This is a genomic window from Rhodopseudomonas pentothenatexigens, assembly GCF_900218015.1.
GTDB lineage: Bacteria > Pseudomonadota > Alphaproteobacteria > Rhizobiales > Xanthobacteraceae > Rhodopseudomonas > Rhodopseudomonas pentothenatexigens.
The window spans coordinates 71462-83794 of record NZ_UFQQ01000023.1; the positions used below are offsets into that span (position 1 = coordinate 71462).

Consider the following 12333-nt stretch of genomic DNA (forward strand, 5'->3'; position numbering starts at 1 on the left):
GAAAGTTAACGGACTCGCCCTCTCGCCGCGCCGGCATGCCCGGTCTGCGTCACGAAAAGCCCGCTCCGGCTCGGACCCACGCGTCGTCTCGGCGACGACGCGGCAACGATTCCGGCATCGCGGCGTTAACATATGATGGAGGAAGCAAAAATGGCCAGTAATGCGCGCGAAGGCACTGGCAGCGACCGTCCTGTGGAGCGGCGCTATTCCACCCGCCCGGAGGCTCTGCACGTCGAACCGCTCGGCCACCGCCGCAAAGGCATCGCCACCTCGGGAGAGATGGCGCTGCAGGGTCCGTTCGGACATCCCGCCACCCAGTGCATGCCGCAGCGCCTGGTGCGTCTGGTCGGCTACTGCGCTCCGGCTCGCCGGGCGGCGGCGCAACCGATCTCGACCGACCGGGAGCCCGCCTAGCGGCATCGCTCCGCCTTTCGAGGTCGGCGCTTCCGATGTCGGCGCTTCGCTGCTCGCCACACCGAAGCGCCGCCGTCTTGGTCGCAATCGTTACTTGAAGAAATCTCCGCACTTCTCGACCGCGGTGTCGCCGCCCCACGGCATCACCGGCACCGACGAGGTCGAGTTCTTCGGCGAACCTTCGATCAGCTTGTCCGAATACACCATATAGACCAGCACGTTTCGCTTGGCGTCGCAGCCGCGGACGATCTGCATCCGCTTGAAGAACATCGAACGGCGCTGGCTGAACATGTCGTCGCCCTGATCGAGCTTCTTCGAAAAGTGAATCGGGCCGACCTGCCGGCACGCGAGCGAGATGTCGGAAACCTCTTCGGCCAAACCGAGCCAGCCCTTGAAGCCGCCGCGCTCCGGGACCGTGAAGTGGCAGGCGACGCCTTTGATCTCCGGGTCGTCGACGCCGTAGACGGCCAGCTTGTCGTTGGGGCTGAGCAGCTTGAACACGGTCGAGCGACGGAAGACCAGATCCGGATCTTCGGCGGCCAAGGCAGCGGTGGATGCGCCCGTCACCGCCAGCGCAAGCAACGCGAGAACGCCGGATTTGAAGCGCGAGGAGCGAAATTGTGAGGCACGCCGGTTCATCGAGGTCTCCATAGCAACGGTGCTGAGCATTTGGTGCGCGGATCGCCGGTTTGAAAGATGCAACTGCTGCCCGCCGCCGCGTTTAACTCCCGGTGAAGCTTTTTTGTTACGGTCAGGCGGATTGCGCGGCAGTTCATCCCCGAGGTGAACGCGTCTCGCGCCGCAGAGACTAATCTACGATCCTGGTGGCAAGATTCGGGGAAGAACTGCGTGCGCGTATTTCACTGCGAAGCTGACGGCAGCAACCGACGTTACTCCCGCACCGGCAAAGATGGCGCCTGCCGAATGACGATGAGGCGGGCGACGCTGAGCGCCGGCGTGCTGGCGACCATGGTGGCGTTCGCCCCTGCGGCGCAGGCCTCGCCTTATTGGTACTGGGCGGAGGAAGTGCCGATCTACGACGCGCCGCCCCCGGCCGCGCCGAAGCGGCACCATCCACGCAAGCGGCTTCAACTCGACCACAAGCTCGAAAAGCAGATCGAGAAGCAGGCCGCCAAGCCGCAAGGGCCGGTGGTGATCGCCGTCTCGATCGAACAGCAGAAGCTGCGCGTCTACGACGCCAACGGGCTGTTCGCCGAAACGCCGGTGTCGACCGGAATGCGCGGCCATTCGACGCCGCTCGGCGTGTTCAGCGTCATCCAGAAGAGCAAATACCACCGCTCCAACATCTACAGCGGCGCCCCGATGCCCTACATGCAGCGCATCACCTGGTCGGGCATCGCGCTTCACGCCGGCGCGCTTCCCGGCTATCCGGCGTCGCACGGCTGCATCCGGATGCCGATGGCGTTTGCGATGAAAATGTGGGGCTGGACTCGGATGGGCGCGCGAGTGATCGTCGCGTCCGGCGAGGTGACGCCGGCGAGCTTCGCGCATCCGCTGCTGGCGACCAAAAAGCTGGTGCCCGATCCCGAGCCGATGGTTTCCGACACGCCCAAGCCGGCAAATTCCGCCGCCTCCGGCAAGTCGGCCGAGATCGACCAACCGTCGGATCCACTGCCGCCCGACGAGCTGCGGCGCGGCATTGCGCTGGGCAGCGACAAGCCGTCGGCACCGCCGGTCCGGACCGCGGATGCTGCCGCTGCGGCGATCACCCTGACCGACGCCTCGTCCAGCAAGCCCGCCGACACAACCGACGCCGCCTCTCCGGCCAGGCCGCAGCAGACGGCGCAGGACAAGACCGTCGGCAAGGCGCAAGACGCCGCTCCCGCAGCGTCCCCGGACGCGGACCCCAAGTCCGCCGCGGCGCCCCAAAAGCCCGCCGACGAGGAACGCACCGCCTCGGCTCCGGCGCTCCCGGCCCCGAATCCGAAGCAGCAGATCGCCGCCTTCGTCAGCGGCAAGGACGGCAAGCTCTACGTCCGGCAGAACCAGACCCCGCTGTTCGACGTCCCGGTGACGATCGCCGCCAGCGACCGGCCGCTCGGGACCCACGTCTTCACGGCCGAACTCGACAAGGACGAGAGCGTGCGCTGGACCGCAGTGTCGCTGCCGTCCCGCGCGGCTCAAGCGGAACCTGAAGTGCAGCGAAAATCCCGCCGGCACGACAATGCGTTGGCCAGTGAAGCGAAGACGGAACCTCACGCCGGCAGCGCCGCCGAGGCGCTCGACCGGCTGACGATTCCGCCGGAGGCGATGCGGCGGATCGCCGAGGCGCTGACCAATGGCGGCTCGCTGATCGTGTCCGACCAGAGCATCGCGGCGGGCGAAACCGGCAAAGGCACCGACTTCATCATCCGGCTGCGCTGACCTCCGCCCTTTCGAATCTGCGGGCAACTCCCGGGCCGCGGCAAAAACCGTTGGCGCCGCTGGGGGCGAGTCTCTACCCTGACGCGGCCCGTCCGCCAGCCCGACTCGGCCGGCGGCGGCTTCGGACGAGCAGACGGCGGAAGGATTTCGGCATGCGGATCACGGCAGCTTTGATCGTTGCAGGTGTGGTTTCCCTCGGGACCACCGCGGCCATGGCGCAGGCTCCGAAGGCGCCCGCTGCTGCCCCGCAGCCGGCAGCAGCCCCGCAGGCAGCCGCCGCCCCCGCTCCGGCGCCCGCCCCGCAACCGGCGGCCGCGGCCAAGCCGGCCTGCGCCAATCCGGATGCGCTCGGCGTCGGCCGCATCGTCGAGATCGACACCACCGGCGGCCCCGGCTTCGGCTTCGAGCATTTCAAGCAGCTCGACTTCCTGCGCGACAAGGAAGTGGTGCTGACCTTCGACGACGGCCCGTGGCAGGCGACCACGCCGGCGGTGCTGAAGGCGCTGGCCGACCAGTGCACCCGCGCGATCTTCTTCCCGATCGGCAAACACGCCACCTATTATCCGGAGCTGCTGAAGCAGGTCGTCGCCGCCGGCCACACCGTCGGCGCCCACACCTGGTCGCACGCCAATCTGGCCAACAAGAAGCTCACCGAGCAGCAGGCCAAGGACGAGATCGAAAAGGGGTTCGCCGCGGTGAAGTGGGCAATCGGCGGCGCGCCGGCGCCGTTCTTCCGCTTCCCGGCGCTGCAGCATCCGCCGGCGCTGGTGACCTATCTCGGCACCCGCAACATCGCGATGTTCTCCTGCGACCTCGACTCGTTCGACTTCAAGGCACGCAAGCCGCAGCAGGTCATCGACACCGTGATGAACAAGCTCGACAAGCGCGGCAAGGGCATCATCCTGATGCATGACTTCCAGAAGAGCACCGCCGACGCGCTGCCGGAACTGTTGCGGCGGCTGAAGGCCGGCGGCTACAAGGTGGTGCACATGCGCGCCAAGGCGCCGGTGCAGACGCTGCCGCAATACGACGAGGAGCTGGTCAAGAGCTCGGCGCTGCCGACGGTGAGCACACGGCCGGTCAGCGCCGTGGTTCAGACCGTCTCCGAATAGCCCGCCGCAGCTCCCTGATGCGGACCGCAACGCGCCGATGACGGCGACGCCGGGATTGACGATCGAAGGCTATGTGATCGTGTCGGCCGAGGGCAACCTCGCCGACGCCGACCGGCTGATGCCGGACGCCCTGAAGTACAAAGGCGACCAGGCGTTCTTCGCCGCCGCGCTGGACCGCGCCGACCTGATCGTGCACGGCCGCAATTCGTTCGAGGACCAACCGAACTCGCCGCTGCGCCGGCGGCTGATCGTGACCCGGCAGGTCGCGGGCCTGGCACCCGCCCCGTCGAACCCGAAAGCGCTGCTGTGGAATCCGGCCGGCGCCTCGTTCGAAGACGCCTGCACCCGTGCCGGCGTGACCACCGGCACGGCGGCGATCATCGGCGGCCCCGATGTGTTCGCACTGTTCTTTGATCGCTACGACACGTTCTATCTGTCCCAGGCGCCGCACGCGCGGCTGCCCGGCGGCGAACCGTGCTTCCCGGACGTGCCCGAGCGGACGCCGGAGCAGATCCTGTCGGCGCACGGCCTGCATCCGGCCGACCGGCGGATCCTCGACGCCGAGCACGACGTCAGCGTCACCGCCTGGCGCCGCGGCTGACCGCGGTTCAGGCGCCGCCTGACGCCGCGCCGCCTCTGCCGATGCCCGCGATGATCAGCAGCCCGCCGATCAGCGACAGGTTTTTCAGCGCGACCTGCAGATTGGCCTGCGCGTCCGCACCGGTCTGATTCCAGAAATCGTGGAAGTAAAAGGTCGCGACCGCAACGAACACGATCAGCACCAGCGCGCAGACCCTCGCCCCGAAGTTCAGCGCGATCAGCAGGCCGCACAGCAGCTCGATGCCGCCTGCCGCCAGCGCCAGCATCTGCGCGAACGGCATGCCGGCCGCCTGTTCGAGCTGGGCGGTGTAGCCGACCAGCATCTCCGGCACCACGAACTTGCCGGCCGCCTGCGTAGTCGCGGGAAGATCGAGCAGCTTGGAGGCGCCGGCGAAGATGAACAGGACGGCGAACAGAAAGCGCCCGAGTGCGATCAAGACCGGCATTGGCAACCCCGCTTGCCGGCGGCAAGCGCGCCGCCGGGCGCCGCCAGTATGAGCACGGCGCGGTGGGTTTTCCAACGTACAAAACGCAGCAGCCCGGCAGGCTGAGACGCGGTCAGGCGAACAGCGTGCCCTGGTGCCGCCCGGCCCGCTCCTGCGCCTCGACCACCGCCACCGCGGTCATGTTGAGGATGCCGCGCGGCGTCGCCGACGGCGTCAGGATGTGCGCCGGCAATGCCGGCCCGATCAGGATCGGCCCGACCGGCAGCGCCTCGCCCACCACCTTGATCATCTGATAGGCGACGTTGGCGGTGTCGAGATTGGGCATGATCAGCACGTTGGCGACGCCGGTCAGCCGCGAATGCGGCAGGATCATCTGCCGCGAGGTTTCCGACAGCGCGCTGTCGCCCTGCATCTCGCCGTCGGCCTCGATTTCCGGATGCTTCTCGGCGAGGATCGCGGTAGCCCGGCGCATCTTCAGCGACGAGTCGGTCGGGAAGCTGCCGAAATCCGAATGCGACAGGAACGCGATCTTCGGCTTGATGTTGAAGCGCTGCACGTGGACCGCGGCAAGCGCCGCGAGTTCGGCGAGTTCTTCCGCGGTCGGATTCGGCCGCACCTGGGTGTCGGCGATGAAGATCGGCCCCTTCTTGGTGATCAGCAGCGCCAGCGCCGCGTAGTCCGACACGCCGGGGCGCCGGCCGATCACGTCGCGGACGTGGCGCAGGTGATTCATGTAGCGGCCGTCGAGGCCGCAGATCATCGCATCGGCTTCGCCGCGCGCCACCGCGAGCGCCGCGATCACCGTCGAGTTGGTCCGCACCACCGTACGCGCCGCCGCCGGCGTCACGCCGGCGCGGCCGGCGATGTCGATATACGACTGCACGTAGGAGCGATAGCGCGGGTCGTCCTGCGGATTGACGAGGTCGAAGTCCTCGCCGGGGCGGATCGACAGACCCGAGCGCTTGATCCGCGCCTCCACCACCGCCGGACGCCCGACCAGGATCGGCCGCGCCAGCTTTTCTTCGAGAATGGTCTGCACCGCGTGCAGCACCTTCTCGTCCTCGCCTTCGGCGTAGATCACCCGGACCGGCTGTCCCTTCGCCTTGGCGAACACCGGCTTCATCACCAGGCCGGAGCGGAACGCGAACCGCTCGAGCTGCGCGTAGTAATCGTCGAACGAGGTGATCGGACGGGTCGCGACGCCGGAATCCATCGCCGCCATCGCCACCGCCGGGGCGATCCGCAGGATCAGCCGCGGATCGAACGGGCTGGGGATCAGCGATCCCGGACCGAAGCCGAACGCCTCGTCGCTGTCGAGCCCGACCGACACCGGATCGGACGGCGCCTCGCGCGCGAGCTGGGCGATGGCGTCGACCGCCGCGTGCTTCATCGCCTCGTTGATCGCGGTGGCGCCGACGTCGAGCGCGCCGCGGAAGATGTAGGGGAAGCACAGGACGTTATTGACCTGGTTCGGGAAGTCCGAGCGCCCGGTGCAGATCATCGCGTCGGGCCGCACCTTGCGCACGTCCTCCGGCATGATCTCCGGCGTCGGATTGGCCAGCGCCATCACCAGCGGCCGCTCCGCCATCTGCTTGACCATATCCTGCGACAGCACGTTGGGTCCGGACAGGCCGAGGAAGATGTCGGCGCCGCCGATCACTTCGGCCAGCGTCCGCTTGTCGGTCTTCTGCGCATAGATCGCCTTCCAGCGATCCATCAGTGCGGTGCGGCCTTCGTAAACCAGGCCTTCGAGATCGCAGACCCAGATGTTCTTGCGCTGCGCGCCGAGCGACACCAGCAGATTGAGGCAGGCGAGCGCCGCGGCGCCGGCGCCGGCGGCGACGATCTTGACCTTCGAGATATCCTTGCCGGTCAGCGCCAGCGCGTTCTTCACCGCGGCGCCGACGATGATCGCAGTGCCGTGTTGATCGTCGTGAAACACCGGGATCTTCATCCGGTCCTTCAGCATCGCCTCGATCTCGAAGCACTCCGGCCCCTTGATGTCTTCGAGGTTGATGCCGCCGAAGGTCGGCTCCAGCGCCGCCACGGTGTCGACCACGCGATCGACGGTGTCGGCCGCGATCTCGATGTCGAACACGTCGATGCCGGCGAACTTCTTGAACAGAACCGCCTTGCCTTCCATCACCGGCTTGGCGGCGAGCGGCCCGATATTGCCGAGGCCGAGCACCGCCGTGCCGTTGGTGACGACCGCGACCAGGTTGGAACGCACGGTGAGCTCGGCGGCCTGTGCCGGATCGGCGGCGATCGCGTTACAGGCGGCGGCGACGCCGGGGGAATAGGCCAGCGCGAGGTCGCGCTGGTTGGCAAGCGGCTTCGATGCCTGAATCTCCAGCTTTCCGGGCTTCGGCTTGCGATGATAGCCGAGCGCTGCCGCCTGAAGATCTTCGGAATACGACGCCATACGTTCCCCCGCCATTGTGGTTAGTTCAGACCCGCTGCCAACGCTTACTTGGCGTCGGGCAGATTGAGCCGGATGTGCAGCTCGCGAAGCTGCTTGGGCGACACCTCGGACGGCGCCCCCATCAGCAGATCTTCAGCGCGCTGGTTCATCGGGAACAGCGAGATCTCGCGCAGGTTGGTGGTGCCGCACAGCAGCATCACGATGCGGTCGACGCCGGCCGCCATGCCGCCATGCGGCGGCGCACCGTACTGGAATGCGCGATACATGCCGCCGAACCGGTCGATCACTTCCTGCTCGCCGTAGCCGGCGATCTCGAACGCCTTCACCATCGCCTCGGGACGATGGTTGCGGATGCCGCCCGAGGCGATCTCGTAACCGTTGCAGGTGATGTCGTACTGGAACGCCTTGATGGTCAGCGGATCCTGCGACGTCAGCGCATCCATGCCGCCCTGCGGCATCGAGAACGGATTGTGTGAGAAGTCGACCTTCTTGTCGTCCTCGTTGTACTCGTACATCGGGAAGTCGACGACCCAGGCGAGCGCGAACTGATCCTTGTCGATCAGGTTCAGCTCCTCGCCGACGCGGGTGCGCGCGAGGCCGGCGAACTTGACGAACTTCGACGGATCGCCGGCGACGAAGAACGCGGCATCGCCGGCCTTCAGGCCGAGCGCGGCGCGGATCGCCTCGGTGCGCTCCGGGCCGATGTTATTGGCGAGCGGACCGGCGCCCTCGCCGCCTTCGCGCCACATAATGTAGCCAAGGCCGGGCTGGCCCTCGCCCTGCGCCCACGAGTTCATGCGGTCGCAGAATGCACGGCTGCCGCCGCCCGGCCCGGGGATCGCCCAGACCTGATTGCGCTGCTCTTCGAGCATCCGCGCGAACACCTTGAAGCCGGAGCCGCGGAAGTGCTCGGAGACGTCCTGCATCTCGATCGGGTTGCGCAGGTCGGGCTTGTCGGTGCCGTACTTCCGCATCGAGTCGGCGAAAGCGATCCGCGGCCAGCCCTTGGTGACGCGCTTGCCCTTGGCGAACTCCTCGAACACGCCGGTGATCACCGGCTCCATCGCAGCAAAAACATCATCTTGCGTGACGAAGCTCATCTCGACGTCGAGCTGATAGAACTCGCCCGGCAGACGGTCGGCGCGCGGGTCTTCGTCGCGGAAACACGGCGCGATCTGGAAGTAACGGTCGAAGCCCGACATCATCAGCAGCTGCTTGTACTGCTGCGGCGCCTGCGGCAGCGCGTAGAACTTGCCGGGATGGATGCGGCTCGGGACCAGGAAGTCGCGCGCGCCTTCCGGCGACGACGCGGTCAGGATCGGGGTCTGGAATTCGAAGAAGCCCTGCTCCTTCATCCGCCGGCGCATCGAATCGACGATGGCGCCGCGGGTCATGATGTTCTGGTGCAGCTTGTCGCGGCGCAGGTCGAGGAAGCGATAGCGCAGCCGCACGTCTTCCGGATACTCCTGCTCGCCGAACACCGGCAGCGGCAGTTCGCCGGCCGGGCCGAGCACTTCGATCTCGGTGACGAAAACTTCGACTGCGCCGGTCGGCAGGTCGGGATTCTCGGTGCCCTCGGGGCGGCGGCGGACACGGCCGTCCATCCGCACCACCCATTCGGCACGAAGCTTTTCGGCGTCCTTGAATGCCGGCGAATCCGGATCGGCGACGCATTGGGTGATGCCGTAATGGTCGCGCAGATCGATGAACAGCACGCCGCCATGGTCGCGAATGCGGTGGCACCAGCCGGACAGGCGAACGGTCTGGTCGATATCACTGTCGCGGAGCGCGCCGCAGGTGTGGGTTCGGTAACGGTGCATGGAAATCCCGGGAAAGCCGTCTTCAGGCAGAATCGCGTGTCCGCAAGCCGTTGCGGAGAGGGTCAGGGTTTACCCGAGCGAACCCACCGCGGCAACCAGATGCGGAACGAGCGCACACCGCGATCCTGGCCCTTTGAGCCGGTCCGGAGCCCCGTCGACCGGCGCTCCGGTCGGACTGCAGCATTTCAACCCAGCCTGTTGAAACCGGCCGGTTTCCGGCGGATTGTCGAAACGGCGAAGCGTTCTTAACTGGTGAGCGATGACAGCGCATTTTCCGTTCGACAACAGCTACGTGGCGCTCCCGCCGAACTTCTTCGCGCGGGTCGCGCCGACCCCGGTCCCCGCTCCCCGGCTGGTCAAGCTGAACCGGCCGCTGGCTCTGCATCTGGGGCTCGATCCTGCGCGGCTCGACTCCCCGGAAGGCGCCGAGATCCTTGCCGGTAACGCGATGCCGAAAGACGCGGCGTCGATCGCGATGGCCTATGCCGGCCACCAGTTCGGGAATTTCGTGCCGCAGCTTGGCGACGGCCGGGCGATCCTGCTCGGCGAGGTGATCGACCGCGACGGCGTCCGCCGCGACATCCAGCTCAAGGGCGCCGGCCGCACCCCGTTCTCGCGGATGGGCGACGGCCGCGCCGCGCTCGGCCCGGTGCTGCGCGAATATATCGTCAGCGAGGCGATGGCTGCGCTCGGCATTCCCACCACCCGTTCGCTTGCGGCGGTCCTGACCGGCGAGACCGTGCTGCGCGATCCAATTCAGCCTGGCGCGGTGCTGACGCGGGTGGCCACCAGCCACATCCGGGTCGGGACCTTCCAGTATTTCGCCGCCCGCGGCGATCTGGATGGGGTCCGGGCGCTCGCAGATCACGTCATCGCCCGGCACTATCCGCAGGCGGCACAAGCGGAATCGCCCTATCTGGCGTTGCTCGAAAGCGTCATTGCCCGGCAGGCCGAGCTGATCGCGAGCTGGATGATGGTCGGCTTTATCCACGGCGTGATGAATACCGACAACTGCTCGATCGCCGGCGAGACCATCGACTACGGCCCCTGCGCCTTCATGGACAGCTTCGATCCGAAGACGGTGTTCTCCTCGATCGACCAGTTTGGCCGCTACGCCTACGGCAACCAGCCGCCGATCGCCTTGTGGAACCTGACCCGGCTCGCCGAGTGCCTGGTCCGGCTGCTGGCCGATGACGACGACACAGGCGTCGAAATCGCCCAAAACGCGCTCGGCGGCTTCGCGGAGCGGTTCAATGCCGCCTATCTGGCCAAGCTGACCGCCAAACTCGGGCTGTCCGGCCGCCAGCCGGACGATCCGCAATTGGCGCAGGACTTCCTCGCCGCAATGGCCAAGGGCGAGGCCGATTTTACCCTCGCGTTCCGCAGACTGAGCGACGCCGCAGCCGAACCATCGCAGCTTGGCGAGGTCCGCGCCCTGTTCGCCGACCCGTCCGCATTCGACGAGTGGGCGCCGCGCTGGAGAGCGCGGATCGCGGCCGAGCCGCAGGACGGTTCCGCCCGCCGCGACGCGATGCGCCGGGTCAACCCTGCCTATATCCCGCGCAACCATCAGGTCGAGGCGGTGATCCGGGCAGCGGTCGATCGGGACGATTTTGGTCCCTTCGAGCAGCTTCTGACGGTGCTCGCCAACCCCTTTGAGGAACAGGCGGAATTCGCCCGTTATGCGGTGCCGCCGCAGCCCCATGAACGGGTGCTGGAAACCTTCTGCGGAACTTGATCGCCGCCGGGCGAGCGTGTCTAGTGGTTCGGATTCGACGGCTCTGGGCAGCCGGCGTGGCCGATTGTCGCCCACTACCGTTCCCCAACGCGACAGAGTTTGATGGACCTGATTTCAACTTCCGAGCAGCTTGCCGACGCCTGCGCCCGTCTCGCCCGCCACCCCGTCATCACGGTCGATACCGAGTTTCTTCGCGAGACGACGTTCTACCCGCTGCTTTGTGTGGTGCAGATGGCGAGCGCCGAAGAAGCGTTGGTGATCGACGCGCTGGCCGACGGCATCGACCTGCAGCCGTTCTTCGACCTGATGGCCAACGAGCAGGTGCTGAAGGTTTTCCACGCAGCCCGTCAGGACATCGAAATCGTCTGGCATCGCGCCGGCATCGTGCCGCACCCGATCTTCGACACCCAGGTCGCCGCGATGGTTCTGGGCTATGGCGACAGTATCGCCTACGATCAGCTCGTCGAGCGCATCACCGGCCACCGTCCCGACAAGACCCACCGCTTCACCGACTGGTCGCGGCGCCCCCTCACCGAGGAGCAGGTTCACTACGCGGTCTCCGACGTCACCCATCTGCGTGACGTGTTCGCCGCGCTCGATGCCGACCTGAAGAAGCGCGGCCGCAGCGACTGGGTCAGCGAGGAAATGGAAGTCCTGAGTTCGCCGAGCACCTACGACGTGCATCCGGAGCGGGCCTGGGAGCGACTGAAGACCCGGGTGCGCAAGCCCAAGGAGCTGGCGGTGCTGATGGAGATCGCCGCCTGGCGCGAGCAGGAGGCGCAGAGCCGCGACGTGCCGCGCTCGCGCGTGCTCAAGGACGACGCGCTCGGCGACATCGCCACCCATGCGCCGACCTCGCTGGAGAGGCTGGCCAATCTGCGCTCGCTGCCGAAGGGGTTCGATCGCTCCAAATGGGGCTCCGAAATCGTCGCAGCGGTGCAGCGCGGGCTGGCGCGCGATCCGTCGACGCTGCCGAAGATCGACAAGCCGCGCAACAACTCCAACGGCACCGCGATCGTCGAACTGCTCAAGGTGCTGCTGCGGATGACCTCGGAGCGCCACGCCGTCGCCGCCAAGGTGATCGCCACCGTCGACGACCTCGAACAGATCGCAGCCGACGACAATGCCGATGTCGGCGCGCTGCGCGGCTGGCGCCGCGAATTGTTCGGAGAGGCGGCGCTGGCCCTGAAGCACGGCCGGTTGTCGCTCGCGATCGAGCGCGGCAAGGTGATTCAGGTGGATCGCGGCGCAGGCAATCGGAGTCAAAGCGCCGATCAATGATCGTCCGGCCGCAGCCTAGATGTGGAGCCTCAACAGGTTGTCCTCGGACAGGCCGAGGCGGCTGATGGGTATTTGTGACTTTATGCCGCCGTGGGGCCGGTGCCAATTGTATCGA

The 12333-nt window shown here is 67.0% G+C and carries 10 protein-coding genes and 1 pseudogene; 6 read left to right on the forward strand and 5 right to left on the reverse strand.

Annotated features, from left to right (window positions below; translation table 11 throughout):
• The first annotated feature begins 150 nt into the window (after positions 1 to 150).
• Complete coding sequence (locus DWA33_RS19315) at positions 151 to 414, forward strand: hypothetical protein (RefSeq protein WP_114360159.1); 264 nt, start codon at positions 151 to 153, stop codon at positions 412 to 414.
• 90 nt (positions 415 to 504) lie between these two features.
• Here DWA33_RS19315 and DWA33_RS19320 read toward each other — a convergent pair whose 3' ends face one another.
• Positions 505 to 1053 (reverse strand): CreA family protein, encoded by a 549-nt coding sequence (locus DWA33_RS19320; RefSeq protein ID WP_114360160.1) that lies wholly within the window; start codon positions 1051 to 1053, stop codon positions 505 to 507.
• 210 nt (positions 1054 to 1263) lie between these two features.
• On the opposite strand from DWA33_RS19320, the gene DWA33_RS19325 reads away from it, so the two are divergent.
• The 3 genes from DWA33_RS19325 to DWA33_RS19335 all read left to right on the forward strand — a co-directional run bounded on the left by DWA33_RS19325 (position 1264) and on the right by DWA33_RS19335 (position 4512).
• On the forward strand, positions 1264 to 2799 hold the full coding sequence (locus DWA33_RS19325; RefSeq protein WP_114360146.1) for a L,D-transpeptidase: 1536 nt from the start codon (positions 1264 to 1266) through the stop codon (positions 2797 to 2799).
• 152 nt (positions 2800 to 2951) lie between these two features.
• On the forward strand, positions 2952 to 3911 hold the full coding sequence (locus DWA33_RS19330; protein WP_114360147.1) for a polysaccharide deacetylase family protein: 960 nt from the start codon (positions 2952 to 2954) through the stop codon (positions 3909 to 3911).
• A gap of 37 nt (positions 3912 to 3948) precedes the next feature.
• On the forward strand, positions 3949 to 4512 hold the full coding sequence (locus DWA33_RS19335) for a dihydrofolate reductase family protein (RefSeq protein ID WP_114360148.1): 564 nt from the start codon (positions 3949 to 3951) through the stop codon (positions 4510 to 4512).
• A 7-nt stretch (positions 4513 to 4519) separates the two neighbouring features.
• Here the strand turns inward: DWA33_RS19335 and DWA33_RS19340 are convergent, their stop codons facing one another.
• The 3 genes from DWA33_RS19340 to aspS form a co-directional block, all read right to left on the reverse strand.
• Complete coding sequence (locus DWA33_RS19340; protein ID WP_114360149.1) at positions 4520 to 4957, reverse strand: DoxX family protein; 438 nt, start codon at positions 4955 to 4957, stop codon at positions 4520 to 4522.
• Positions 4958 to 5069: 112 nt separating this feature from the next.
• Positions 5070 to 7379 (reverse strand): NADP-dependent malic enzyme, encoded by a 2310-nt coding sequence (locus tag DWA33_RS19345; RefSeq protein ID WP_114360150.1) that lies wholly within the window; start codon positions 7377 to 7379, stop codon positions 5070 to 5072.
• Positions 7380 to 7423: 44 nt separating this feature from the next.
• The gene (gene aspS, locus DWA33_RS19350) at positions 7424 to 9199 is read right to left on the reverse strand and encodes an aspartate--tRNA ligase (RefSeq protein ID WP_114360151.1); all 1776 of its coding nucleotides are present in this window, start codon (positions 9197 to 9199) and stop codon (positions 7424 to 7426) included.
• Between the two features lie 259 nt (positions 9200 to 9458).
• Between aspS and DWA33_RS19355 the strand changes: the two genes are divergently transcribed.
• Entirely contained in the window at positions 9459 to 10937 is a 1479-nt protein-coding gene (locus tag DWA33_RS19355) for a protein adenylyltransferase SelO (RefSeq protein WP_114360152.1), read from the forward strand.
• Between the two features lie 102 nt (positions 10938 to 11039).
• Complete coding sequence (gene rnd / locus DWA33_RS19360; RefSeq protein WP_114360153.1) at positions 11040 to 12218, forward strand: ribonuclease D; 1179 nt, start codon at positions 11040 to 11042, stop codon at positions 12216 to 12218.
• Positions 12219 to 12233: 15 nt separating this feature from the next.
• On the opposite strand, the pseudogene DWA33_RS19365 reads toward rnd, so the two are convergent.
• Positions 12234 to 12333 (reverse strand): annotated as a pseudogene (locus DWA33_RS19365) (IS481 family transposase); the annotation flags it as partial.

Bases quoted from the DNA above. Each gene is read 5' to 3' on its own strand.
- DWA33_RS19345 (WP_114360150.1), bottom strand. From the start codon at position 7,379: ATGGCGTCGTATTCCGAAGATCTTCAGGCGGCAGCGCTCGGCTATCAT.
- DWA33_RS19315 (WP_114360159.1), top strand. From the start codon at position 151: ATGGCCAGTAATGCGCGCGAAGGCACTGGCAGCGACCGTCCTGTGGAG.
- DWA33_RS19340 (WP_114360149.1), bottom strand. From the start codon at position 4,957: ATGCCGGTCTTGATCGCACTCGGGCGCTTTCTGTTCGCCGTCCTGTTC.
- DWA33_RS19330 (WP_114360147.1), top strand. From the start codon at position 2,952: ATGCGGATCACGGCAGCTTTGATCGTTGCAGGTGTGGTTTCCCTCGGG.
- aspS (WP_114360151.1), bottom strand. From the start codon at position 9,199: ATGCACCGTTACCGAACCCACACCTGCGGCGCGCTCCGCGACAGTGAT.
- rnd (WP_114360153.1), top strand. From the start codon at position 11,040: ATGGACCTGATTTCAACTTCCGAGCAGCTTGCCGACGCCTGCGCCCGT.
- DWA33_RS19355 (WP_114360152.1), top strand. From the start codon at position 9,459: ATGACAGCGCATTTTCCGTTCGACAACAGCTACGTGGCGCTCCCGCCG.
- DWA33_RS19335 (WP_114360148.1), top strand. From the start codon at position 3,949: ATGACGGCGACGCCGGGATTGACGATCGAAGGCTATGTGATCGTGTCG.
- DWA33_RS19320 (WP_114360160.1), bottom strand. From the start codon at position 1,053: ATGAACCGGCGTGCCTCACAATTTCGCTCCTCGCGCTTCAAATCCGGC.